22 protein-coding genes and 1 tRNA gene are annotated in these 24,612 nt (G+C 68.0%); 11 read left to right on the forward strand and 12 right to left on the reverse strand.

Going from position 1 to position 24,612, the window contains the following annotated elements; translation table 11 throughout:
* Positions 1 to 3: 3 nt before the first annotated feature.
* Positions 4 to 1,308, forward strand: coding sequence for a sugar MFS transporter (locus tag XM50_RS10475; protein WP_046409268.1), 1,305 nt, complete (start codon positions 4 to 6; stop codon positions 1,306 to 1,308).
* A 139-nt stretch (positions 1,309 to 1,447) separates the two neighbouring features.
* Here XM50_RS10475 and XM50_RS10480 read toward each other — a convergent pair whose 3' ends face one another.
* The 4 genes from XM50_RS10480 to yajC all read right to left on the reverse strand — a co-directional run bounded on the left by XM50_RS10480 (position 1,448) and on the right by yajC (position 4,900).
* A complete protein-coding gene (locus XM50_RS10480; RefSeq protein WP_231621934.1) occupies positions 1,448 to 1,834 on the reverse strand; it encodes an Mth938-like domain-containing protein in 387 nt (128 codons plus the stop codon).
* Between the two features lie 7 nt (positions 1,835 to 1,841).
* Positions 1,842 to 2,825, reverse strand: a complete 984-nt coding sequence (gene secF, locus XM50_RS10485; protein ID WP_046409270.1) for a protein translocase subunit SecF — start codon at positions 2,823 to 2,825, stop codon at positions 1,842 to 1,844.
* Positions 2,826 to 2,942: 117 nt separating this feature from the next.
* Entirely contained in the window at positions 2,943 to 4,547 is a 1,605-nt protein-coding gene (secD, locus tag XM50_RS10490) for a protein translocase subunit SecD (protein ID WP_046409271.1), read from the reverse strand.
* A 14-nt stretch (positions 4,548 to 4,561) separates the two neighbouring features.
* Positions 4,562 to 4,900 (reverse strand): preprotein translocase subunit YajC, encoded by a 339-nt coding sequence (gene yajC / locus XM50_RS10495; protein ID WP_046409272.1) that lies wholly within the window; start codon positions 4,898 to 4,900, stop codon positions 4,562 to 4,564.
* Positions 4,901 to 5,039: 139 nt separating this feature from the next.
* On the opposite strand from yajC, the gene XM50_RS10500 reads away from it, so the two are divergent.
* From XM50_RS10500 to XM50_RS10510, 3 genes are all read left to right on the forward strand, one after another.
* Positions 5,040 to 5,345 carry a putative quinol monooxygenase gene (locus tag XM50_RS10500; RefSeq protein WP_046409273.1) on the forward strand — a complete coding sequence of 102 codons (306 nt, stop codon included), beginning with the start codon at positions 5,040 to 5,042 and terminating at the stop codon, positions 5,343 to 5,345.
* Positions 5,346 to 5,394: 49 nt separating this feature from the next.
* Positions 5,395 to 5,471: transfer RNA gene (locus tag XM50_RS10505), tRNA-Pro, on the forward strand.
* A 311-nt stretch (positions 5,472 to 5,782) separates the two neighbouring features.
* Positions 5,783 to 7,705: a DUF3857 domain-containing protein gene (locus XM50_RS10510; protein ID WP_231621935.1), complete on the forward strand. Its 1,923-nt coding sequence runs from the start codon at positions 5,783 to 5,785 to the stop codon at positions 7,703 to 7,705.
* A gap of 138 nt (positions 7,706 to 7,843) precedes the next feature.
* Here XM50_RS10510 and XM50_RS10515 read toward each other — a convergent pair whose 3' ends face one another.
* The 6 genes from XM50_RS10515 to XM50_RS10540 form a co-directional block, all read right to left on the reverse strand.
* On the reverse strand, positions 7,844 to 8,089 hold the full coding sequence (locus XM50_RS10515; protein WP_443024654.1) for a DUF6894 family protein: 246 nt from the start codon (positions 8,087 to 8,089) through the stop codon (positions 7,844 to 7,846).
* A gap of 149 nt (positions 8,090 to 8,238) precedes the next feature.
* Positions 8,239 to 8,766, reverse strand: coding sequence for a molybdenum cofactor biosynthesis protein B (moaB, locus tag XM50_RS10520; RefSeq protein ID WP_046409336.1), 528 nt, complete (start codon positions 8,764 to 8,766; stop codon positions 8,239 to 8,241).
* Positions 8,767 to 8,810: 44 nt separating this feature from the next.
* Positions 8,811 to 9,509, reverse strand: coding sequence for an enoyl-CoA hydratase/isomerase family protein (locus XM50_RS10525; RefSeq protein WP_046409274.1), 699 nt, complete (start codon positions 9,507 to 9,509; stop codon positions 8,811 to 8,813).
* Positions 9,506 to 10,375, reverse strand: a complete 870-nt coding sequence (locus XM50_RS10530; protein WP_197075503.1) for a 4-(cytidine 5'-diphospho)-2-C-methyl-D-erythritol kinase — start codon at positions 10,373 to 10,375, stop codon at positions 9,506 to 9,508. The genes XM50_RS10525 and XM50_RS10530 overlap by 4 nt, the downstream gene beginning before the upstream one ends.
* The gene (locus tag XM50_RS10535) at positions 10,372 to 11,973 is read right to left on the reverse strand and encodes a tetratricopeptide repeat protein (protein ID WP_231621936.1); all 1,602 of its coding nucleotides are present in this window, start codon (positions 11,971 to 11,973) and stop codon (positions 10,372 to 10,374) included. Before XM50_RS10535 ends, XM50_RS10530 begins: the two co-directional genes overlap by 4 nt.
* Positions 11,948 to 13,606 carry an electron transfer flavoprotein-ubiquinone oxidoreductase gene (locus tag XM50_RS10540; protein WP_046409339.1) on the reverse strand — a complete coding sequence of 553 codons (1,659 nt, stop codon included), beginning with the start codon at positions 13,604 to 13,606 and terminating at the stop codon, positions 11,948 to 11,950. The genes XM50_RS10535 and XM50_RS10540 overlap by 26 nt, the downstream gene beginning before the upstream one ends.
* A gap of 124 nt (positions 13,607 to 13,730) precedes the next feature.
* Between XM50_RS10540 and XM50_RS10545 the strand changes: the two genes are divergently transcribed.
* The 6 genes from XM50_RS10545 to XM50_RS10570 all read left to right on the forward strand — a co-directional run bounded on the left by XM50_RS10545 (position 13,731) and on the right by XM50_RS10570 (position 19,846).
* Positions 13,731 to 14,471, forward strand: coding sequence for a uracil-DNA glycosylase (locus XM50_RS10545; RefSeq protein ID WP_046409275.1), 741 nt, complete (start codon positions 13,731 to 13,733; stop codon positions 14,469 to 14,471).
* On the forward strand, positions 14,471 to 16,267 hold the full coding sequence (locus XM50_RS10550; RefSeq protein WP_046409276.1) for a lytic transglycosylase domain-containing protein: 1,797 nt from the start codon (positions 14,471 to 14,473) through the stop codon (positions 16,265 to 16,267). The genes XM50_RS10545 and XM50_RS10550 overlap by 1 nt, the downstream gene beginning before the upstream one ends.
* A gap of 152 nt (positions 16,268 to 16,419) precedes the next feature.
* On the forward strand, positions 16,420 to 17,493 hold the full coding sequence (gene recA, locus XM50_RS10555; protein WP_046409277.1) for a recombinase RecA: 1,074 nt from the start codon (positions 16,420 to 16,422) through the stop codon (positions 17,491 to 17,493).
* A gap of 194 nt (positions 17,494 to 17,687) precedes the next feature.
* Entirely contained in the window at positions 17,688 to 18,536 is an 849-nt protein-coding gene (locus XM50_RS10560) for a class I SAM-dependent methyltransferase (RefSeq protein WP_046409278.1), read from the forward strand.
* On the forward strand, positions 18,533 to 19,165 hold the full coding sequence (locus XM50_RS10565) for a glutathione S-transferase family protein (RefSeq protein ID WP_046409279.1): 633 nt from the start codon (positions 18,533 to 18,535) through the stop codon (positions 19,163 to 19,165). Before XM50_RS10560 ends, XM50_RS10565 begins: the two co-directional genes overlap by 4 nt.
* Before the next feature lie 6 nt (positions 19,166 to 19,171).
* Positions 19,172 to 19,846 carry a hypothetical protein gene (locus XM50_RS10570; RefSeq protein ID WP_052742539.1) on the forward strand — a complete coding sequence of 225 codons (675 nt, stop codon included), beginning with the start codon at positions 19,172 to 19,174 and terminating at the stop codon, positions 19,844 to 19,846.
* A gap of 67 nt (positions 19,847 to 19,913) precedes the next feature.
* Here the strand turns inward: XM50_RS10570 and XM50_RS10575 are convergent, their stop codons facing one another.
* Both XM50_RS10575 and XM50_RS10580 read right to left on the reverse strand, forming a co-directional pair.
* Positions 19,914 to 21,263: a dicarboxylate/amino acid:cation symporter gene (locus XM50_RS10575; protein WP_046409280.1), complete on the reverse strand. Its 1,350-nt coding sequence runs from the start codon at positions 21,261 to 21,263 to the stop codon at positions 19,914 to 19,916.
* A gap of 213 nt (positions 21,264 to 21,476) precedes the next feature.
* A complete protein-coding gene (locus XM50_RS10580; protein ID WP_046409281.1) occupies positions 21,477 to 21,800 on the reverse strand; it encodes a YnfA family protein in 324 nt (107 codons plus the stop codon).
* A gap of 105 nt (positions 21,801 to 21,905) precedes the next feature.
* Here XM50_RS10580 and alaS point away from each other — a divergent pair, with 105 nt between their 5' ends.
* Positions 21,906 to 24,569: an alanine--tRNA ligase gene (gene alaS / locus XM50_RS10585; RefSeq protein WP_046409282.1), complete on the forward strand. Its 2,664-nt coding sequence runs from the start codon at positions 21,906 to 21,908 to the stop codon at positions 24,567 to 24,569.
* Positions 24,570 to 24,612: the final 43 nt, after the last annotated feature.

Here is a 24,612-nt window from a genome sequence, read left to right on the forward strand (position 1 = left end):
TTCATGGCTTTCGCTCACGGCGCGACGACCAGCAACAGCGCTGATCCGTCGCCCGATACGGGGGACGGCGCGCACGTCGATGCGCCGGACCTGCGCTGGTTCGTCTTTGCGCTGTTTTTCATCTTTGGCGGCATCACCAGCCTCAATGACATCATCATGCCCAAGCTGCAGGAGCTGTTCACGCTCAGCCATGCGCAGGCAAATCTGGTAAACTCGGCGTTCTTCCTCGCCTATCTGCTGTTCTCGCTGCCCGCCGCGGCGATCGTTCGTCGTGCTGGCTACATGCGCACTGCCTCGATCGGCCTCGTCACGATGACGGTGGGCTGCCTGTTGTTCATCCCGGCGTCCAGCTCGGCGACGTTCGGCATGTTCCTGCTCGCGCTCTTCGTGCTCGGCGCCGGCATCACGGTGGTGCAGGTCGTCGCGAACCCGCTCATCTCGCTGCTCGGCCCGGCGCGCACCGCGCATAGCCGCCTGACGTTTGCGCAGGCGTTCAACTCGCTCGGCACGACCATCTTCCCGCGCGTCGGCTCGACGCTGATCCTGGGCGGTCTCGCCGGCGTCAGCGCCGCAACGTTGAGCGGCCCCGCCCTCGACGCCTACCGCATCGAGGCGTCGCGGACGATCGTCCACACCTATATCGGCCTCGCCGTCGCGCTGCTGGTCATTGCTGCCGTCGTGTGGACGCGCCGCAACCGGCTGCAGGAGGAGCAGGAGCAGACCGGCTCGATCTTCCACGCGCTGACGCTCCTGTCTCGCCCGCGCTTCGCGTTCGGCGTGCTGTGCATCTTCCTCTACGTCGGTGCGGAGGTCGCGATCGGGTCGAACCTCGTCGTCTATCTGGCGCAGCCGGACGTGTGGAACGTGCCGCTCAACATCGCCGGCAATTACGTGCCCTTCTACTGGGGTGGCGCGCTGCTCGGCCGCTTCATCGGCTCGGCCGTGCTGCGGCTTGTCTCGCCGGGCAAGGTGCTCGCATTCGCCGGCACCGGCGCGATCGCGCTGCTCGCTTTCTCCGCCAACACCACCGGCACTGCCGCTGGCTGGGCGCTGATCGCGGTTGGCCTGACCAATTCGATCATGTTCCCCACGATCTTCAGCCTCGCCTCCGAAGGCCTCGGGCGGCGCGCGGCAGAGGGGTCGGGCGTCATCGCCACCGCGATCGTCGGCGGTGCGGTCATCCCGCCGCTCTACGGCACCGTGGCGGATATGACGGGCAGCCTCGCCTTCGCGCTCATCCTGCCGGTCGCCTGCTATGCGGTGATCCTGAGCTTCGGCGTCTTCGCCCGCCGCCCCGCCGCGGCCTGACCGTACGGGGAAGGGGGGCGCCGCGGCGCCCCCGCGGATGGCAGCGCACGCTGCCGCCACGACAAAAGAAAAGGCGCCGGGCAGATTGCCGGGCGCCTTTTTGTTGTGCGGTGCTGTTTGTTGAGCGGGGCCGGTGAGCTCAGCGCTGGGGATCACCACCCAGCGGGTAGAGCGCAGCGCCGATCTGCCGCCCCTCGCTGCGCAGCACGCCCCACGCCTTTGCCGCGGCGCGGCTGTCCATCGCCTCTACCCCGATCCCCCGCGCGTCCAGCGCGTCGACCAGTGCACGCGGCGGACGCGCCAGCGTATCGCCGGTGCCGATCAGGATGAACTCGGGCGCCGGCTCCAGGATCGGCGCCAGCGCTTCCTCGGTCAATTCCGCGAGCGGCGGGGGAGTCCAGGCCTCGGCGTCAGAGACCGTCAGCAACGCGGCGCTGAGGACGGTCGTCTCGTCGAGCCGGAATCCCGCCGCCGACAGGCCACGCACGATCGGCCCGCCCGCGTCACGCTCCCGGCTCATCTTCATGCGCTGGTCACTCGGCGCGCGGCTCGCGCGGGGCGATCCGCTCGGCATTGTCGATCCCGCCGCCGCGCGGCGCGCGCTCGATGCTGGGGTCGGAGCGCAGGCCCAGCGTGATCAGCAGCGACGACGACACGTAGATCGACGAATAGGTGCCGACCACGATGCCCAGGATCATCGCCGCGGTGAAGCCGCGCAGCACATGGCCGCCCAGGAACAGCAGCGCGCCCAGCGCCAGCAGGATGGTGACCGACGTCATCACGGTACGCGGCAGCGTCTCGTTGACCGACAGGTTCACGATCTCGCGCATGTCCATCTTGCGATACCGGCGCATGTTCTCGCGGATACGGTCGTCGATGACGATCTTGTCGTTGATCGAATAGCCGACGATGGTCAGCACGGCGGCGACGATGTTGAGGTCGAACTCAAACTGCGTCAGCGCAAAGAAGCCAAGCGTCATCAACAGATCGTGGATGATCGCCGCGATCGTCGACACGCCGAACTGCCACTCGAATCGAACGATTGCGAACAGGCCGATGCCCAGGATCGACAGCACGACCGCAAGGATGCCGTTGCGGATCAGCTCGCCCGAAACCTTGCCGGAAATGGTCGAATAGCGGCTGAACGTCGCGCCGGGGAATGCCTCGGCAATCGCGACTTCCACCTTCTTCACCGCGGCGTTGGTCGCGCCTTCGTCGGCGCCCTCCTGCACGGGCAGTCGGATGGTCAGCGTGCGCGGATCGCCGAACTGCTGCAGCGATGCCTCGCCCAGCCCCTGCGCGTCCACCACGGAGCGCAGCTTGTCGAGATCGGGCGGAGACGCGAACCGCTCCTCGATCATCAGGCCGCCTTCGAAATCGACGCCGAAGTTCAGGCCTTTGGCGAAGGTCACGCCGATCGCCAGCACCGACAGGATCAGCGTCAGGCCGAATGCCCAGCTACGCAGGCGGACAAAGTCGAAATTGGTATCGTCGGGGACGAGTTTCAGCAGTTTCATAGTTTCAACCCGCCACCCCGGCCGCAGCCGGGGTTTCCTTGTTGCTGGTACGTGCCGCTGCGGCACGAGACCCCGGCATGTTCCCGGGGCGACGGTCGCTCATCGATCGGCCCCAGGTCATATGTTGATCGTCTTCGGCTTGGCGCGACGCAGCCACTGCGCCGTCAGCATGCGGGTGAAGAGGACGGCGGTGAACACGCTGGTGGCGATGCCGATCAGCAGCACGACCGCGAAGCCCTTCACCGGGCCGGAGCCCAGCAGGAACATGATGATGCCGGAAATGGCGTGGGTCATGTTCGCCTCGAAGATCGTGCGGCTGGCTTCCTTGTAGCCCAGTTCCACCGACTGGACCACCGATCGCCCGCGCCGCCGCTCTTCGCGGATACGCTCGTTGATCAGCACGTTGGCGTCGACCGCGGTACCGATCGTCAGCACGAAGCCAGCGATTCCGGGCAGCGTCAGCGTACCGCCGATCAGCGCCAGCACGCCGACGATGACGAACACGTTGATGACGACGGCGAGGTTCGCATAGACGCCGAACCGGCCATAGGTGACCAGCATGAAGGCGACGACCAGCGCCACCGCCACGGCGGACGCGAGGATGCCGGCGCGGATCGATTCGGCGCCAAGGTCCGGTCCCACCGTCGATTCCTCGACCACCTTCAGCGTCACCGGCAGCTTGCCCGAACGCAGCGCGATGGCCAGCGCATTGGCGCTTTCCGTCGTGAAGCTGCCCGAGATCTGCGCGCGACCGCCCAGGATCGGCTCGTTGATGTTGGGGGCCGAGATCACCTGGTTGTCGAGGATGATCGCGAACGGCTTGTTCACGTTCTCGCGCGTCACCTGGGCGAACTTGCGGCCGCCCTGGCTGTCAAAGGTGATGGCGACCTGCGGCTCGTTGGTCTGCTGGCTGAATTCCTGCCGCGCATCGGTCAGCTGGTCGCCGGTCAGGATCGCCGACCGCTTTACCGCGATGACCGGCAGGCCGGCGGGATTGTTGGGATAGGGAAGGATCTGGCTGCCCGCCGGTGCCTGGCCGCTGGCCAGCTGCTGCGGCGTCGCGGTCTCGTCGACCAGCTTGAACTCGAGCTTCGCGGTCTTGCCCAGAAGGTCCTTCAGCGCCTGCGGGTTCTGCAGGCCCGGCACCTGCACGACGATACGGTTCGATCCCTGGCGGATGATCGTCGGCTCGCGCGTGCCAAGCTCGTCGATACGGCGGCGGACCACTTCGGTCGCGTCGCCCATCGCGGTGTCGATCGCCTGCGTCAGCCCGGCTTGCGTCGGGGTGAGGACGATACGGCTCGAATCGACGACCTGGATGTCCCATTCGCGCTGGCCGGTCAGGCCGACGCCGCCGCCGGTGATCTGGGTCAGCCGCTCGCGCGCCGCGTCCACCTGGCTCGGATCGCGCAGCAGGAACGACAGGCGCCCGCCGCGGACGGAAATGTCGCCGATCTCGATGCGGGGCCGCTGGCGCCGCATCTCGGTCTGCACCTGCTCGCGCATCGCCTCGAGCCGGCCGGACGCGATGTCGTTCACATCGGCTTCGAGCAGCAGGTAGCTGCCCCCCGCGAGGTCAAGGCCCAGGTTGATCCGCGGGTGCGGGAAGGCACCCCACGAATCGGTGATGCGCTGCGGCAACAGACTGGGGATCGCCAGCGCGACAAGCGCGATGATCGTTGCCCAGATCGAGATGACCTTCCACCGCGGGAAATCGAGCATTAGAGCGGATCGCCTCAGTCGTTCGCGGGCTTGGCGCCGAGCGCCGTCACCTCGGCGAGGGTCGCCTTGACGACCTTCACGCGGGTGTTGGGGGCGATCTCGACCTCGACGAACTGGTCCTCGACCTTGGTCACCTTGCCGACGAGGCCGCCGGCGGTAACGACCGTGTCACCCTTCTTCACCGCCGCGATCGCATTTTGCAGCGTCTTCATGCGGCGCTGCTGCGGTCGGATCATGAGGAAGTAGAAGACGACGAAGACCAGGATGAGCGGCGCCAGGCTGAGAAAGCCTGCCATGCCGCCCTGCGAGGAAGCGCCCGTGGCCGTCTGGGCATAAGCTGGAGAGATGAACATGCCGTCCTTGCGTGCACATGGGTCATGAGGCCCGCAGAACGGACCTCAAGGGAAGCGTGCGCCGCTATCACTGCCACGGCCTTGGCGCAACTCACGCGCGTGGTAAGGAAGCGCGGATAACGAGCGAGAAGGAGAGGTAATGACGATCCTGGTAATGGGTACGATCAAGCTTGGCGCCGGAGAGGGCGCAAAGGCCGCGTCGCTGTTCGCCGATCATGCCGCGGTGGTGAAAACCGAAGAGGGGTGCGAGGAATATAGCTTCGCGTTCGACGCGGCCGATCCCGATCTGGTCCGCGTCGCCGAACGCTGGGCGACTCCGGAGGCGCTGGCCGCGCACGGCCAGGCCGATCATCAAAAGGCATTCGGCCGCGCGCTGCGCGCCCATTCGCCGTCCGCCATGTCGATCGACGCCTGGGACGGGCAGCATTGGCGCAAGCTGATCTGATCACGACTTGCATATCCCGCGCGGCCCGCGTAGGGCCGCGCGTCTCGGTCGGGGCGTAGCGCAGCCTGGTAGCGCATCACACTGGGGGTGTGGGGGTCGCAGGTTCGAATCCTGTCGCCCCGACCAGAGACTTCAAGAAAAATTGCCGCCATCCCCGCGCACTGCGCGGGCGGTGGCCGCGCGCCGGCGCATCGTGCGCGGCCGGCCACGTCGAAAGCCGCGGGCGTGTGCGGCCCGTTATCGTGCACCAACATCTTGCAAGTGACCTGCTTCTGCCACAGGTGCAGCCTGAGAGGTTGGGGGCAATATCGATGAATGTTCGTGCTGGGCTGCTCCTTGCGGCGTCAATGCTTGTTGCCGGGCCTGCTTATGCACAATCCGACAAGGTCTCTCGTGGTCCCACTCCCGCCTGGGTGAGCCCATCCGAGTTGTTGCCGATGCCGGCTACCGTCACCAGTCCGTTGCTATTCCTGCGTCAGGATGTGCTGGTCCACTTGAGTGACAAGGGCCAGGCGCAATATTTCGGCTACCGCGTGAAGATCCTGGATTCCAGCGCGCTGCAGGTCGGCAATATTGCCATTGCCTGGAACCCGGCCGCCGGAGCCCCGATCGTGCATGGCATCAGCGTGTTGCGCGACGGACAGCTCGTCGACGTTCTGAAGAGCGCCTCTTTCGAAATCCTGCGGCGAGAGGATCAACTCGAAGCGGCAATGCTCGACGGGATGCTGACGGCGGTGCTTCGCGTCCCTGATCTGCGCGTCGGCGACGAACTGGACGTGCAGTTTACCAGCTTCTCCCGCGATCCGGGGCTCGGGCCGTATGATTCGGGCATGCTGTTGCTGGGGCAGGCCCCGGCTCCCGGCCGCTATCGGCTACGGTTGAGCTGGGACGTCGGGCACGAGCCGCGGCTCAGGATTGCTCCGGACATGACGTCGGCAATGGTGAAGCAGGAGCGGGCGCTCGAATTCCGCTTCGACAATCCCGCGCTGCTATCGCCGCCGCGCGATGCGCCGCCACGCTATCTCTGGCAGCGCGCCGTGGAATACAGCGACTTTGCCGACTGGGCTTCACTGTCGCGTCACTTCGCGCCCCTCTATGCGAAGGCCGCTACCCTCGCCGCCGACTCTCCAATCAGGCGCGAAGCAGCCCGCATTGCCGCGGCTCACACGCGGCCGGTCGATCGCGCTGCCGCGGCGCTGAAGCTTGTGCAGCAGGATGTGCGCTACATCTACGTCGGCCTGAATGGCGGTAACGTGATCCCGGCGTCGGCGGACGAAACCTGGAAGCGCCGCTACGGCGACTGCAAGGGCAAGACCGCGCTGCTTCTCGCGCTGCTGGCGGAGCTTGGGATTGAGGCAGAGGCGGTCCTCATCAATGCCGATGGCAACGACGACGGGCTCGATCAACGACTCGCGTTGCCGCAGGTGTTTGATCATGTGCTTGTCCGCGCCCGCATCGACGGCCAGCGCTACTGGCTGGACGGCACCTTGCCCGCGGTTGCCACCCCAAGCGCCCAGCCCGTATTCCCGGTGGGCTGGGTCCTGCCACTCACCCCGGCCGGCAGCGCACTCGAGCAGCTGCCCTGGCGGCCGGCAACAGTGCCCGACACGATCAATCTGTTCGAGATTGACGCACGAGCCGGCTTCGACACGCCGCCCCGCGTTGTCACGACCGAGATTATCCGCGGCGTAAAGGGACTGCAGAACCAGCTGCAATTCGCCGCGATCAGCGCCCCGCAGCTGCTCGACGGCTTTCGCCAGAATGCGATCGGCGAGTTCTGGCAGACGATCGACGACGTCCAGTGGCGCTATGATCAGAAGGCGGGTGCCAGCGTCCTCACCATTTCCGGCACCGCCAGGATGACCTGGGATGAGGGCGACGGCGGTGGGAAGTCGCTGGCGTTGCCCGGTGGTGGCTTCAGCCCACCCGATCGCCGCGCTCGTTCGCCGGGGCCAAACCAGAACGCACCCTATTACAGCAAGCCTGAGTATATCTGCCACGTCACCACGGTGCGCTTGCCGACATCCACGAAGCCTGAACAATGGTCATCGAAGCCCAGCTACGACAATCGCCTGTTCGGCCGGCATTATCACCGTGCCTGGGAGATGCGCGACGGCGCGATACGGATGATCCGCGGATCGCGCGTGGAGCGGCCGGAGACCGATGCCGCGTCGGCCGAGCGCGACAATGCGCGGATCGCCAAGTTCGACAACAGCATGGGTTGGATCTTCTACGACCCCGCGGGTCGCAAGGCCGCGGTGGGGAAGGGCGAGACCGTGCCCGCGACCTATGATCTCGACTGGACGGCCGACAATGTGCCGTGCGTGTCGCCGGAAAGGCCGCAAACGGGAACGCCGTAGCCGCTCTGCCTGCCCTGGTTTCGGCCCGCCGGTCGCGTTCTGCGCCGCGCCACCCCAGGCACGGGTGCGCCCCGGCGGCATCGGCCACCGGCGCGCGCATCCTCTCCGCGAATGGCCCCTTTCCAGGAGCTCTGGTGATCAGGAAATCTGGTGCGCGACTTCGGCCAGCGTCAGGCGGGCAAGCGGCTGATTCAGCTCGTTTTCGATGTCCAGGCTGCCCTTCATCGTAGTGATCCCGCGGCGTGCCGGCGTGCGCACCAGCGATCGCGCGGACCGCTGCGCCTGGATCAGCGCGGCATTGAGATCGGGCAGTTCGAAGCTTTCCGCGCGGCGGGTCATCTGGTCTGGTGTACGGACACGGAAAAAGAAAGTGGGCATGCACATCGAAATGTTCGGCAACGCCGTTGGTTGCTATGTTCAACCCACGTCATCATCATTTTGACAAATCATGTGAAAATGGACGCGCACGGGCCGCGATCCGTGTCCGATTATGGCGGCCGGATGTGCGCCGCGTTGCGCAATATTGCCGGCGCTCAGCGTTCCAGCAGGCGCGGCATCAGCTCGACGAAATTGCAGGGCCGATGGCGGCTGTCGAGCTGGTCCTTGAGGATGCCGTCCCACCCGTCCTTCACCGCGCCGGTCGATCCGGGCAGCGCAAAGATATAGGTGCCGCGCGCCACGCAGGCGCAGGCGCGTGACTGGACGGTGGAGGTGCCGATCGTCTGGTAGGACAGCCACCGGAACAGCTCGCCAAAGCCGGGGATCATCTTGTCGGCGACCCGCTCCACCGCCTCGGGCGTCACGTCGCGCCCGGTCACCCCGGTGCCCCCGGTGGTGATGATGCAATCGATCGCCTCGTCCTCGATCCAGGCGTGAAGCTGCGCCACGATCGCATCGGCATCGTCGCGCAGGATTTGGCGCTGCGCCAGCACATGCCCCGCCTCCAGCAGCCGCGCGACGAGCGTATCGCCGGAGCGATCGTCGGCCAGGCCGCGCGTGTCGGACACGGTCAGCACGGCGATGTTGACGGGCAGGAACGGGCGGTTCGTGTCGATCGGCATGGCGAGGGTATCGCCTGCCAGCGCGACGCGATCAACGCCCCCGATCAACGATACCGTTGGGCCGCCGCGCGAAAGCGGGGGTTGGCGAAACTGTCCTCGAAGGCGGCGGCATGGTCGGGCGCGGCCGGATCACGCAACATCGCCTTCAGCATGACCAGCGCACCCGCATCGTTGGCGGCGATCTGCGCCGCGATTGCCGCCCCATCGCCGATCACGTCGACCAGCCCGATGCGCAGCGCCTCGTGCGCGTCGATCGTCGCGGCGGTGAACAGCAGGCGCGCCGCCTGCCCCGGGCCGACCACCGCCAGCAGCCGCGCCAGATCCTCCGCCGGATAGCCGATGCCCAGCCGCGCCGGCGGGATCGCGAAGCTGGCGTCGCTGCTCGCTACCCGCACGTCCGCGGCCAGCATCAGCGCGACGGCCGCGCCATGGCAGCCGCCGTCGATCGCGGCGACCAGCGGCATGGGAAGCGCCGCCAGCGATTCCACCGCCGCGCGGATCGCGAGGCGAAAGGGCGCGCGCAGCTCGGGCGCGTCGGCAAGCCGCGCGGCTTCGCTGAGGTCGGCGCCGGCGGAAAAGATCCCCGGCACGCCCGATTGCAGCAGAACGACCGCCGCCTCGCGCGGGACCGCCGCGGCAATGTCGGCCAGCTCGTGGAAATGCGCCGCGCCCATCGCATTGCGCCGGCCATCGCGAGCGAGGGTGATTCGCGCGATCGCCCCGTCCATCTCGAACCCGATCATGCCAGCCGGCTCGCCATCTGCCACCAGCCGGGCTCGGCGGCGGCAACCGCGGCAGCGGCGCGGTCGCGCTGCGCAACCGTCTCGAACAGCGCGAGGCACGTCGCGCCCGATCCGGACATACGCGCCAGCGTTACGCCGGGCTGCGCGGCAAGCACCGCAATCACCCGGTCGATCTCCGGCGCCAGGCTGCGCGCCGCCGGCTCCAGGTCGTTGCGCCCGCCGATCGGGTCTGCCGGGTCCAGCGGCCCGCGGTCGATCCCGTCCCAGGCGGCAAAGACCGCCGCGGTCGACACCGCCACGCCCGGATTGACCAGCAGCACCGGCGCACCGGCCCAGCCATCCAGCGGCGCCAGCGCATCGCCCTTGCCGGTGCCGAAGGCGGTCCGCCCGGCCAGACAGGCGGGAACGTCGGCGCCCAGTCGGGCAGCGATGGCGATCAGCCGCGGATCATCGGCCGAAACGCCATGCCGCCGCGCCAGTGCGCGCAGCGTCGCCGCCGCATCGGCCGAACCCCCGCCGATCCCGGACGCGACGGGCAGGTTCTTTTCCAGGATGATCGCATGGCGCTGCGCGACGTCAAAGGTATCGCGAAAGCCGTCGGCGGCACGCGTCACCAGATTGTCTGCCCAGCCAGCACGATCCGCCGGCACCACGTCGGTCACCGCCGCCGCCAGCGCGCTCGCGAACGGCCCGGTGATGGTAAAGCTGTCGTCCTGCGCGTCGGCAATCGTCACCACGTCGCCGTCGCGGCAGAACACGAACAGCGTTTCCAGATCGTGATAGCCGTCGGCCCGCCGCGCGCGGACGTGAAGCGCAAGGTTCAGCTTCGCCGGCGCCGGCTCCACGATCACATCGCTGGAAATCATTGGTGGGTCGTCGGTCCGTTGGCGATCTTCGCCGCGAGCCGCGCGGACGTTTCGGGTTCCGCGACGACCTGCGCCGCGCGCCATGCGTATCGCGCGTCGACGCGCCTGCCCAGCGTCCAGTAAATGTCACCGAGATGCTCGTTGACCTCGACATCGGCGGGGGAGGCGGCCGCCGCGCGCTCGATCAGCGGCAGCGCGCGCTTGCTGTCGCCCGCCAGATGATATGCCCAGCCCAGCGAATCGGTGATCGCGGCATCATTGGGCCTCAGCGCGCTCGCCTTTTCCAGCAGCGCCTGCGCCGGGGCGACCGGCTCGCCATGCACGATCTGCGCATAGCCGAGATAGTTCAGCGCCAGCGGCTCCTCGGGCGCGAGCCGCACCGCTTCCTGCAAGGCGCGGTGCGCGCCGGGCCAGTCACCCGCCTCGTCCAGCGCAGCGCCATATTGCAGCCACGTCGACCAGTCCGCCTCACCCTTGTCGATCAGCCGGCGATAGACGGGCACCGCCTCCGCCGGCCGGTCGGCGGTCATCAAGAGGTCGCCATAGCGTTGCAGCGACGCGGGGGTGTTGTCGCGCGCCTCGGCCTCGGCCGCGGCGATCGCCTCGTCGATACGGTCGGCGTTGGCCAGGATCTGGACGCGGCCGGCCCGCGCTGCGTCGCGATAGGGGCTGGTCGGCGGAATGGCCTTCAGTGTCGCGATCGCCCGCGCGGGTTCACCGGCGCGCGACAGCGTATGCGCCAGCAGCAGGCGGGCGCGATCATTGCCGGCATCCGCCATCACCGCCGCCTGCGCCAGCGCGAGCGGCAGCGGGCTGTCGGGCCCGAGGATCAGGTCGCTGGCGATACGCGTGAACAGCGCCGACGCGCCGAATGCCAGCGATGGCTGCGCGCCCGGACCCGGCTGGTCGCGCAGCGCCGCGATCGGTGCCGCGTCCCCGGCCAGCAGCCCGCGTGCCTCCGCCGCCCGCCCGGTACCGATCAGCAGCCGCGCGGCGATGATGCGCAGGTCTTCGCTCGCCTGGCCGGTGCCCAGCATCGCGCTCAGCGTGGTCAGCCCCTCGCGGGTATTGCCTTGCGCGATCAGGATCAGCGCGCGCGTTTCGCCGGCAAAGCGCCGCGCCACGCTGTCGCTGCGGCCGACCGCCAGCAGGGGCAGGGGGTCCTTGCCGCGCGCGAACGCGGCCCAGGCGGCGAGCGGCGGCGCCATCACCGCGAACTGGCCCTTGCCGATCCGCGCGATCGCGGCGTCGGCGGTGTCGAGGTCCGCATGCGCCGCGGCACTGCCGAGGATCAGCAGGTCGGCGTCGGCGGGGGCGGCGCTGCCCAGCGCGACCGCGGCGTCCAGCGCCAGCTTCAGGTTCCCCGCCTTGATCGCCTCGCGATAGGCGTAGGCGGCGACGCCCTTGTCGCCCGGCGTCGCGGCCAGCGCATCGGCGTAGCGCTGCGCCGCCGCCTCGGCCGCGCCCTCGCCATCGGCGGCGCGCGCCTGCAGATAGGCGAGCAGGTCGGGCACGGCGGCATGCGCCGGCGCTGCGGCGACGATCGCCGCAAGCGCCGCCGCTGCCAGCAGCTTACATGTTGGGATAGTTCGGCCCACCGCCGCCCTCGGGCACCACCCAGTTGATGTTCTGCGTCGGGTCCTTGATGTCGCACGTCTTGCAGTGGACGCAATTCTGCGCGTTGATCACGAACTTCGGATCGCCCGTTTCCTCGCCGACGATCTCGTACACGCCCGCCGGGCAGTAACGCTGCGCCGGCTCGTCATACAGCGGCAGGTCGTATTCGACCGGGATGTTCGGGTCCTTCAGCGTCAGGTGGATCGGCTGATCCTCCTCGTGATTGGTGTTCGACAGGAACACCGAGGAGAGGCGATCGAACGTCAGCACGCCGTCCGGCTTGGGATAGTCGATCTTCTTGGCCATGTCCTTGCGCCACAAGGTCTCATGGTCGGCATGCTGCTTCATGGTCAGCGGCCACTTCAGGCCGAAGTTCTCCATCCACATCGCAATGCCGGCGATGCCCGAACCCATGAAATCGCCGAACTTCTTCACCAGCGGCGCGACGTTGCGGACGATCGACAGCTCCTTCTTCACCCACGACGCCTCGAACGCCTCGGGGTAAGCGGTCAGCTCGTCGCCCTGGCGCTGCGACAGGATCGCGTCGACCGCGGCCTCGGCGGCCATCATGCCGCTCTTCATCGAGGTATGCGTGCCCTTGATCCGCGGCACGTTGAGGAAACCGGCGCTGTCGCCGATCAGCGCGCCGCCCGGGAAGACGAGCTTCGGGATCGACTGTAGCCCGCCGTCGCTGATCGCGCGCGCGCCATAGCTCACCCGCTTGCCGCCCTTCAGCAGCTTCGCAATCTCGGGATGCGTCTTCCAGCGCTGCATTTCCGCGAACGGGAAGACATAGGGGTTGGAATAGTTCAGCCACGTGACGAGGCCGATCGAAACCTGCCCGTTCGCCTGGTGATAGATCCAGCCACCGCCGTTGGTGTCGCTTTCGCTGAGCGGCCAGCCCTGCGTGTGGATCACCTTGCCCGGCTCGTGCATCGCGGGATCGATGTCCCACAATTCCTTGATGCCGAGGCCATAGGATTGCGGATCGCAGTTAGCGCGCAGGTCGAAAATGCGCATCAGCTCCTTCGACAGATGCCCACGGCACCCCTCGGAGAAGAAGGTGTATTTCGCGTGCAGCTCCAGCCCCGGCTGGTAATCGGGCTTGCGGGTGCCGTCGCGCGCCACGCCCATGTCGCCAGTCGCGACGCCCTTCACGCTGCCGTCCTCGTTGAACAGGATCTCGGCCGCGGCGAAGCCCGGGAAGATCTCGACCCCCAGTTCCTCGGCCTTGCCCGCCAGCCAGCGGCACAGATTGCCCAGGCTCCCGGTATAGGTGCCCTTGTTGTGCATGAACGGCGGGGTCATCAGGTGCGGCAGGTTGAACTTGCCCTGCTTGCTCAGCACCCAGTGGATGTTCTGCGTCACCGGCACCTCGGCCAGCGGGCACCCGTCCTCGCGCCAGTTGGGCAGCAGCTCGTCCAGGCTGCGGGGATCGATCACCGCGCCCGACAGGATATGCGCGCCCACTTCGCTGCCCTTTTCGAGCACGCAGACGGACAGGTCGGCTTCCTTCTCGGCGGCGAGCTGTTTCAGGCGGATCGCCGCGCTGAGGCCGGCCGGCCCCGCACCCACGATCACCACATCATAAGGCATCGACTCGCGTTCGCTCATCATTCTCTCCATTGGCCGGCCCCGATCGTAAGCGAGCGATCGGGCGCGCGCCGGCAACGTCTTGTCCCCATCGGCTGTCGAGCGAATTGACCGCTACGTCAACCGTAACGCTATGAAGCGGCTTATGGGGGCAGATCAGAACACGAATTGGCGGTTGGCCGCGGCAAGCGTCCTCGAATGGTGGCAGGACGCGGGCGTCGACATGCTCGTCGGCGACGATCCGTTCGACTGGCTGGGCGGCGAAGAGCCGGTTGCCCTAGCGTCATCGCTACCGGCACAGCCACACGCCGCGCCGCTCGATCCCCCCGTCACGGCGACGCTGCCGGCGACGCTGGAGGAACTGCTCGCCTGGCGCATCGGCACCGCCGCGCCGGAGGCGGGATGGGGCGTGCCGCTGGTCACCGCCAGCGGCCCGACAACCGCAGACCTCATGATCCTGATCGACTGTCCGGAGCGGGACTCGACCGATTCGCTGCTTGGCGGCATGGCCGGGCGGCTGTTCGACCGGATGCTCGCCGCGATCGGCCGCTCGCGCGACGATGTGCACCTCGCCAGCGTCTGCGCCGCCCGTCCGGCGGCGGGACGTATGCCGCGCGATCTTGAACAGCGGCTGGGCGAAATCGCCCGCCATCACGTCGCGCTGGCCGCCCCGAAGCGGCTTCTGGTGATGGGCGATGCGGCGAGCCGTGCCATCCTGGCGGCGAACGTCATGGAAGCCCGTGGGCGTTTACATGCACTTAACCATAGAGTCTCACAAACGACGGAGGTCGTCGCGAGCTTCCATCCGCGCATGCTGTTGGAGCGGCCCGCGCTCAAGGCCGACGCGTGGAGGGATCTGCAATTGCTGAAAAGGGGACTTGAGTGATGCGGATGCTGCTTGCGGCCGTCTCGGCCGTGGCGCTTGCGCCAACGATGGTCGCGGCTGAACCGGCGCGTCAGGAGGCGCCCGGCAAACCCGCCATTCCGCCGCAGCTGTCGGCGGAACAGCGCAGCCAGTATCGCGGGGTGTTCGCCGCCATTCGCGAAAGCCGCTGGCAGGATGCGCAGCTTGCGCTCGACGGCATGGCCCCCGGTCCGCTGCACAGCTACGCCCGCGCCGAACTTTACACCGCCAAGGGCTCGCCCCGCGTGGAGCTTGAGCCGCTGGTCCGCCTGCTGACCGAGGCGCCCGAACTGCCCCAGGCCGAATCGCTCGCCCGCCTCGCCCGTGCGCGCGGCGCGGCGGACCTGCCCCCGCTTCCGGTAGCGCAGCGGCTCATCTGGCAGGACGGCGCGCCCACCCGCGTGCGCGCCCGTGCCACGCGCAGCGATGCGATCGCCGCCGATCTGGCCAACAAGATGCAGCCTTATGTGAAGGCGGACATGGGCCGCGCGGCGGAATCGCTGCTCGATTCGACCAGTGGCCTGACGCCGGAGGCGCAGACCGAATGGCAGTCGCGAGTCGCCTGGATCTATTTCCTCCAGGGGCTCGACGGCGACGCCCGCCGCCTCGGCGAAAAGGCTGCGCGCGGGCAGGGCGACTGGGCCACCCATGCGCGCTGGACGTCGGCGCTCGCCGCCTGGCGCCAGAATGATTGCGCCGCTGCCGGTGAAGGGTTCGAGGCGGTTTCCGCCCGCGCCGGTGACACCGACATGCGCGCCGCCGGCCTCTATTGGGCCAGCCGCGCCGACATGATGTGCGGCCGCCCTGACCGGATCGAGGCACGGCTGAAGAACGCCGCCCAATATGGCGAAACCTTCTACGGCCAGATCGCGCGGCAGTCGCTCGGCATGCAGACCGCGGCCTTCAAGCCGCAGAAGGTGACGAGCGACTGGGCCAATCTGGAACGCCGCCCCAACATCCGCGTCGCCGCCGCGCTGATCGAGATTGGCGAGGACAGCGCCGCCGACCAGGTGATCCGCCAGCAGGCGAAGATCGGCCCCAAGGCGGAATTCGCCAGCCTGGTCCGCGTGACCGAGCAGATGAACCTTCCCGCCAGCGTCGTGTGGCTCGCACACAATTGCCCGGAAGGCTTCGTCGCCACCGCCGAGACGCGCTATCCGACGCCGAACTGGACGCCCGACACCGGCTGGCGCGTCGACAAGGCGCTGGTCTATGCCCACACGCTCCAGGAATCGGGTTTCCGCAACAAGGTCGTGTCGCCCGCCGGCGCTTATGGCCTGATGCAGATCATGCCCGCGGCGGCGACCGATTACATGCGCGAACGCGGAGTTCAGGTGGACAAGGCCGCGCTGACCCGCCCCTCGACCAACATCGACATCGGCCAGCGCCATCTGGAGCGGCTGCGCGACATGGGGCTGACGCAGGGCCTGCTGCCCAAGGTGATCGCCGCCTATAACGCCGGCCCGCGCCCGGTCGGCGAATGGAACTCGCTGGTGCGCGATAACGGCGATCCGCTGCTCTACATCGAAAGCATCCCTTATTGGGAAACGCGCGGCTATGTCGTCACCGTGCTGCGCAACTACTGGATGTATGAGGGGCAGACCGGCCGTGACAAATCGGTCAGCCGCGCCGCGCTCGCACAGGGCATGTGGCCGCGCTTCCCCGGCATGAAGGGTGAGCCTGCGGTGCGGATCGCGGCCAGGCCGTCGACCAATACCGTCGCGGTCAATGCCGCAGTCGCGCCGGCGCCGGGCAGCGCCGGCACCAGCCTGCAATAAGCGTTCGCCATGCTGCCGGCGCCCCGTTCGGGGTGTCGGCGGCGGCGTGTTGGAAATCTCGCGTTCCACTATTGTTCTTTTGGAACAAAGTCGATACGACTGCGATCGTGCGTTGAACGGTTCGCGCGCTTGATCTAGCGAGAGACCTCCTCATGGCCGCCAATCTCAAGGTGATCCCAAACAACATGGCTAGCGCGAACTCGGATCGTCAGAAGGCGCTCGACGCCGCCCTTGCGCAGATTGACCGCGCCTTCGGGAAGGGCTCGGCGATGAAGCTGGGCCAGAAGGAGGCGATGAAGGTCGAAACGGTGTCGACCGGCAGCCTGGGCCTCGACATCGCGCTCGGCGTCGGTGGCTTGCCCAAGGGCCGCATCGTCGAGATCTTCGGCCCGGAATCCTCGGGCAAGACGACGCTCGCGCTCCACGCCATCGCTGAAACGCAAAAGGCGGGCGGCATGGCAGCCTTCGTCGACGCGGAGCACGCGCTCGATCCGGCCTACGCCAAGAAGCTCGGCGTCAACATCGACGAACTGATCGTCTCGCAGCCCGACACGGGGGAGCAGGCGCTTGAGATCGTCGATACGCTCGTCCGCTCGAACGCGATCGACGTGCTGGTGGTCGACTCGGTCGCCGCACTGGTGCCGCGCGCCGAGATCGAGGGCGAGATGGGCGACAGCCACGTCGGCCTCCAGGCCCGCCTGATGAGCCAGGCGCTGCGCAAGCTGACCGGCACGATCAACCGCTCCAATTGCCTCGTCATCTTCATCAACCAGATCCGAATGAAGATCGGCGTGATGTACGGCTCGCCGGAAACGACGACCGGCGGCAATGCGCTGAAGTTCTACGCCTCGGTGCGCCTCGACGTGCGCCGCATCGGCTCGGTCAAGGATCGCGACGAGGCGACCGGCAACCAGACCCGCGTGAAGGTGGTGAAGAACAAGGTCGCGCCGCCGTTCAAGCAGGTCGAGTTCGACATCATGTTCGGTGAGGGCATCTCGAAGCTGGGCGAGATCATCGACCTCGGCGTGAAGGCCGGCCTCGTAGAAAAGTCGGGTTCCTGGTTCAGCTACGATTCGATCCGGATCGGTCAGGGTCGCGAGAACTCCAAGGGGTATCTGCGCGACAATCCCGAAGTGGCCGAGCGTCTCGAACGCCAGATCCGCGCCCGCCAGGATGGTCTGGGCGAGGAGCTGATGGCCGGTCCGTCGGAGGAAGACGACGCCTGAGGCGCCGTTCGCTCCATCCTGCTCTTCTGAAAAGGGGCCGGCCGCCGAAAGGTGCCGGCCGCCGAAAGGTGCCGGCCCTTTTTCGTTGCCGCCGCCCTCCAGATGCCCCCGACTGGCCGGGGCGGCGGCGGGCCCCTCTATCCGGGACCCGGCGCGACGGGCATGCAGGGCCTCCACGGTAAAAGGATGCTGCGATGACCACCGCCCCGCTCTGGCAAACCCGCGTCGGCGACGTCTGGGCTGCGGAATGGCAGCGCACCGACCGCAGCTTCGCCGATCTGGCGCGCGCGCTCGACGCGGCGATCCTCGCGCTCGCGCCTGAACAGGGGAAGGCGGCCGATCTCGGCTGCGGCGCCGGCGCCACCAGCCTCGCGCTCGCCGCCGCCCGCCCGTCGCTCTCGATCCTCGGCGTCGACCTGTCCGCGCCGCTCGTCGCTGTCGCGCAGGATCGCGCCGCCGGCGCCGCCGCTGCCAACACCCGCTTCGTCTGCGGCGCCGTCCCCGATGCGCTGGCCGGGGAGGGGCCATTCGACCTCGCTGTCTCGCGCCATGGCGTCATGTTCTTCGATGATCCCGCCGTCGCCTTCCGCGGCATCGCCGCCGCGCTGCGCCCCGGCGCGCCCTTGGTCTTCTCCTGCTTCCGCGCTGCCGCCGAAAACCCCTGGGCCAGCGAGACGATCGCCCAGATGGGCGGCCACCTCGACCCGCCCGGCGCCTATGCCCCCGGTCCCTTCGCCTTCGCCGATCCCGCGCGAGTCACCGCGCTGCTCGACGGCGCCGGCTTCGTCGATGTCGCGCTCCAGCCGGTCGACTATCGCTACCACGCCGGGGCAGGGGACGACCCCGCCAGTGACGCCGCCGACTTCTTCACCCGCATCGGTCCCGTAGCCCGCGTGATCGCCGAGTCGGCGGAGACGGATCGACCCGCGCTCCTCGCACGTTTGCGGTCGATCCTGGCCACGCGGGTCACCGGCACCACGCTGGATTTCCCCGCCGCCGCCTGGATCGTGACCGCGCGCGCTCAGGGGAAGACCGCTTCATGATCATCGTCCACCACCTCGAAAACTCCCGCTCGCAGCGCGTGCTGTGGATGCTCGAGGAACTCGGCCTGCCCTATGAGATCCAGCGCTATGAGCGCGATCGCAAGACGATGCTCGCCCCACCTGAGCTCAAGCGGGTCCACCCGCTCGGCAAGTCGCCGGTGATCGTCGATACCCGCGACGATCATCGCGTGATCGCGGAAACGGGCGCGATCGTCGAATATCTCGTCGACAAGGCCGATGGCCGCCTCGGCGCGCCCGCCACCCGCGGCGGCGCGCTCGATTACCGCTTCTGGCTCCATTATGCCGAAGGCTCGCTGATGCCGCCGCTGCTGGTGAAGCTGGTGCTGACGCGCGTGCCCCTGTTCGGCAAGGTGGCGCAGAAGCGGACCCAGCCGATGATCGACACCCATCTCGATCATGTCGAGGCGCACCTCGCCAGCCGGCCGTGGTTCGCCGGCGACACGATGACCGCCGCCGACATCATGATGAGCTTCCCGCTGGAGGCGGCGCGCAGCCGCGGCGGCCTCGACCAGAGCCGTCCGGCGACGATCGCCTGGCTCGACAAGGTCCACGCCCGCCCCGCCTACCAGACCGCGCTCGCCAAGGGCGGCCCCTATGCCTACGCCTGACCGCGCGTGATCGGGCGCTTTCCCGCCGCGCTGCTGCTCGCCGCCTCCGCGCCGGTCGCCGCGCCCGCGGGGCAGGCGATGCCAACGTCCGCGGCCGCTCGCGCCGCCGCGCTCGCCGGTGACTATACCGCCGCGCAGATGGAGCTGGTCGCCGCGCTCCGCCTCAGCCCCGACGGCACCTTCCGCTACGCGCTGACCGTCGGCGCGCTCGATGAGACCGCGCAGGGCAAATGGCGCCTCGCCGGCGACGTGATCGAACTGACCAGTGATCCGCGCCCGCGCCCGCCGGCGATCGAGCCGGCGCCGCCGCAATCCACCCCCGGCGCCCCCTTCGGCCTGCGCGTCCTTGCCCCCAATGGCGCCGACGTGCCCGCGGTGGACTTCGTGATCGAATTCGACTCCGGCCCGCCGCTCACTGCCTATACGCCGGGTGACCGCTGGATCCTGCCCGCGACGGAGCGTCGCACGCCTCGCTTCGTCACTTTCTCCGCGCCACGGTACCGCCTGCCATCGACGCGCCTGCCGCTCGACCCGCAGGCCGGCCGCACCGCGATCTTCCAGCTGGTGCCCAATGATGTCGGCGTCGCCGACCTCACTGGCGCGCATCTCACCGTCGAGGGCGACACGCTGACGCTCCACCGCGAAGACGGCACGCTCCGGTTCCAGCGAGCCAGCCGCTAGGCGCCCCACAAAAAAAAAAAGGGCGCCGCACCCGCGACGCCCTTCCCATATTTCCCGGCTTTCCCGCTCAGCCGCGCTTGTCGCTGTCCAGCTTCGGTGTCTCGGCAAAGCTCTGCGTCGGATAGGCCGGCCCGCCCCCGGCCGGCGCGTGCGGATCGGGGATCACGTCCGGCTCCAGCGGGTCGAGCTCGCCCTCCCACTTGGCGATGACCGTGGCCGCCACCGCGTTGCCGACGACGTTGGTGGCGCTTCGGCCCATGTCGAGGAAATGGTCGATGCCGATGATCAGCAGCAGGCCCGCTTCGGGAATGTCGAAGAACCCCAGCGTCGCCGCGATCACCACCAGGCTCGCGCGCGGCACGCCGGCGATCCCCTTGCTGGTGATCATCAGCACCAGCAGCATGGTGATTTCCTGCCACAGCGTCAGGTCGATGCCATAGGCCTGCGCGATGAAGATCGTCGCGAAGGTCATGTAGATCATCGAGCCGTCGAGGTTGAAGCTATACCCCAGCGGCAGGACGAAGCTGGCGATGCGCGGCGGCACGCCGAACTTGTCGAGCGCCTCCAGCGTGCGGGGGTAGGCGGCCTCCGACGATGCGGTGGAGAAGGCGAGCAGCAACGGCTCGCGGATATAACGCACCAGCAACGTCGTGCGGCGTCCGACGATGGCGTAGCAGACGCCGATCAGCAGCAGCCACAGCACGATGATGCCGAGGTAGAAGGTGCCCATGAAATAGGCGAGGTTGCCGATGATCGACGGCCCCCGCTCGGCCAGCGTCCCGGTCACCGCGGCGAACACCGCGAGCGGCGCGAAACGCATGACGTAATTGGTGACGGTCAGCATCACCTGCACCAGCGCCTCGATCCCGCGGACCAGCGGCGCGGCCTTCTCGCCGACCGCAGTGATCGCGACGCCGATGAAGATCGAGAAGACGACGATCTGCAGGATCTCGTTCTTCGCCATCGCCTCGATGCCGGAGGCGGGGAAGATGTGGGTGAAGAAATTGGTGAGGTTGAACGCGGCCTGTTCGACGCCGCTCGATTCGTTCGTCGCCGGCAACGGGAAATTCAGCCCCACGCCCGGCTGGAACAGGTTCACCAGGATCAGGCCCAGCGTCAGGCTGACGAGGCTGGCGACGATGAACCACGCCACCGCGCGGCCGCCGATCCGGCCCAGCGCGGCGGTATCGCCCATGTGCGCGATGCCCGCGACCAGCGTGGCGAAGACCAGCGGCGCGATGATCATCTTGATCAACCGCAGGAAGATGGTCGTGACGATGGAGAAATAGCCGGCAATTTCCGACAATTTGGCCGCCGAAGCTGGCGTGCCGTCGTCGAAATACGCGTTGAGCGACAGGCCCAGCACGATACCGGCCGCCAGGCCGATCATGATATATAACGTCAGGCGCTTGGCCATGGATGCTCCCGGAATGTGCCTCCGCCATCCGGTTCAAGCGCAGAGCGAACGGAGGAAAATGTCGATCCGGCGTGATGAAGGGGATTGCCGTCGCAACGTCAAGCCTCTGTGCGGGTGCGAACAAGGCAGTTTCCTGCAGCAGTGATGCACAAATGCTATGGCTGGCGCTTCATCTGTTTATGCGGCGGGACGCGGAAACGATCGCTTGCGCCGTCACCCGCCCCGCGGCCCCCACAGGATGATCGCCGCGCCGATCAGGCAGACGGCAGCGCCCGTCAGGTCCCAGCGGTCGGGCCGCACGCCCTCCATCGCCCACAGCCACAGCAGCGCGGCGGCAATGTATACCCCGCCATAAGCGGCATAGGCGCGCCCCGCCTGGTCGCTGTCGACCAGCGTCAGCAGATAGGCGAACAGGCACAGCGAACCGATCCCGGGCGCCAGCCACCAGGCCGATCGGTCCAGCCGCAGCCAGGCCCAGAAGGCAAAGCAGCCGGCGATTTCGGCCAGCGCCGCGGCCAGATAGACGATCCCGCTCACCCGGCCCCTCTCGCATGAAGCGGGCGCGTCCCGCCAGCCCGCCTGCTGAGACTTGTGGAATAGAGATACTGGTCAGCGCGCCCGCCGCCGATTAAGTCGCACGCCATGACCTCGACGAACGACATCCGCCGCAGCTTCCTCGATTACTTCGGCTCGGCCGGGCACAGCATCGTGCCCTCGGCGCCTTTGGTGCCGCAGAACGATCCGACGCTGATGTTCGTCAATGCGGGGATGGTGCCGTTCAAGAACGTGTTCACCGGGCTGGAGACTCGGCCCTATTCCACCGCGGTCAGCGCGCAGAAGTGCGTTCGCGCCGGCGGCAAGCACAATGATCTCGACAATGTCGGCTATACCGCCCGGCACCATACCTTCTTCGAGATGCTCGGCAATTTCTCGTTCGGCGATTATTTCAAGGAACAGGCGATCACCCACGCCTGGGCCTTGCTGACCAAGGAATGGGGCCTCTCGCCCGACAAGCTGACCGCGACCGTCTATCACACCGACGATCAGGCGTTCGATCTGTGGAAGAAGATCGCCGGCCTGCCCGATCACCGCATCATCCGCATCCCGACCAAGGACAATTTCTGGGCGATGGGCTCGGATGGTCCGTGTGGGCCGTGCAGCGAGATCTTCTACGATCATGGCGATCATATCCCCGGTGGCCCTCCCGGCTCACCGGACGAGGATGGCGACCGCTTTGTCGAGGTGTGGAACCTCGTCTTCATGCAGTTCCTGCAGGAAGCGGACACGATCATCGGCGATCTGCCGCGACCGTCGATCGACACCGGCATGGGGCTGGAACGGATCGCGGCCGTCATGCAGGGCGTGCACGACAATTATGATACCGACACGTTCAAGGCGCTGATCGCCGCCTCGGGTGCGCTGACCCACACCGCGACGACCGGCGCCAATCAGGCCAGCCACCGCGTCATCGCCGATCACCTGCGCTGCGCCGGCTTCCTCGTCGCCGACGGCGTGCTGCCGGCCAACGAAGGCCGCGGCTATGTCCTTCGCCGCATCATGCGCCGCGCCATGCGCCATGCGCACCTGCTCGGCGCGAAGGAGCCGTTGATGCACCGACTGGTGCCGGCGCTGGTCGCCGAAATGGGCGCGGCTTACCCCGAACTCGTCCGCGCGCAGCCGCTGATCGAGGCGACGCTCTCGCAGGAGGAAACCCGTTTCCGCCAGACGCTCGACAAGGGGCTGAAGCTGCTCGACGAGGCGACGGCGGGGATGAAGCCGGGCGACGTGCTGCCGGGCGAAACCGCGTTCAAGCTCTACGACACGTTCGGCTTCCCCTACGATCTGACCGAGGACGCGCTGCGCGCCCAGTCGTTCGGGGTCGACCGCGCCGGCTTCGACGCCGCGATGGCCGAGCAGAAGCGTGCGGCGCGCGCCGCTTGGAGGGGCTCTGGCGCCAAGGCATCGGACGAATTGTGGTTCGACCTCGCCGAGGAAGTCGGCGCGACCGAATTCACCGGCTATTCCAGCGATGTCGGCGAGGGCGTCGTGCTCGCGCTGGTCAAGGATGGCGCGCGGGTCGAGAAGGCCGCAGCCGGCGACCAGGTCGATGTGATCGTCAACCAGACGCCTTTCTATGCCGAGAGCGGCGGTCAGGTCGGCGATGCCGGCACGATCAGCAGCGAAGCCGGCCTTGCTGCCGAGGTGACCGATACCTCGAAGCAGCTCGGGAAATTGTGGGTCCATCACGCGACGCTCAGCGCGGGCGAGATCAAGGTCGGCGACACGGTGAAGCTCGCGATCGACGTCGCGCGCCGCGCCGCGATCCGCGCCAACCACTCCGCCACGCACTTGCTGCACGAGGCGCTGCGCCAGCGGCTCGGCACGCACGTCGCGCAGAAGGGGTCGCTCGTCGCACCCGATCGCCTGCGCTTCGACGTCAGCCATTCCAGCGCGATGAGCGCGGAGGAACTGGCCGATGCGGAGGCAGCGGTGAACGCCAAGATCCGCCAGAACACCCCCGTCACCACCCGGCTGATGACGCCCGACGATGCGATCGCGATGGGCGCGATGGCGCTGTTCGGCGAAAAGTACGGCGACGAGGTCCGCGTCGTCTCGATGGGCAGCGATGACGGCGGCAAGACCTATTCGGTCGAGCTGTGCGGCGGCACCCATGTCAGCGCGCTGGGCGACATCGGCCTGTTCAAGGTGATCGGCGAGGGCGCCGTCTCCTCGGGCGTCCGCCGCGTCGAGGCACTGACCGGCGAAGCCGCGCGCGCTTACCTCTCCTCGCGCGACGAGAAGCTGCGCGAGGCAGCCTCCGCGCTGCGCACCACGCCAGACGAAGTCCCCGGCCGCGTCGCCTCGCTGCTCGAGGAAAAGCGCCGGCTGGAGCGTGAACTGGCCGAGGCGAAGAAGGCGCTGGCGATGGGCGGCGGCAGCGGCGCTGCGCCGGCCGGTCCCGAAACCGTCGGCGGCGTCGCCTTCGTCGGTCAGGTGCTGAACGGCTTCGAGGCCAAGGGCCTGCGCGGCGCGGTGGACGATGCCAAGAAGCGCATCGAGTCGGGCGTCGCCGCATTGGTCGCGGTCAACGACGGCCGCGCCACGGTCGCGGTCGGCGTCACCGACGATCTCGTCGCGACGTACAATGCGGTCGATCTGGTGAAGCGCGCGGTCGCCGCGGTGGGCGGGCAGGGCGGCGGTGGCCGGCCCGACATGGCGCAGGGCGGCGGGCCAGACGGCGACAAGGCCGATGAGGCGCTCGCCGCGGTGCGCAATGCGCTGGAAGAGGCAAAAGCGGCTGCCTGAATCGGTGCTGGCCGCGCTGCGGCCGAATGCGGCCGATCTTCTC

The organism is Sphingomonas sp. Ag1 (assembly GCF_000980895.1).
Taxonomy (GTDB): domain Bacteria; phylum Pseudomonadota; class Alphaproteobacteria; order Sphingomonadales; family Sphingomonadaceae; genus Sphingomonas; species Sphingomonas panaciterrae.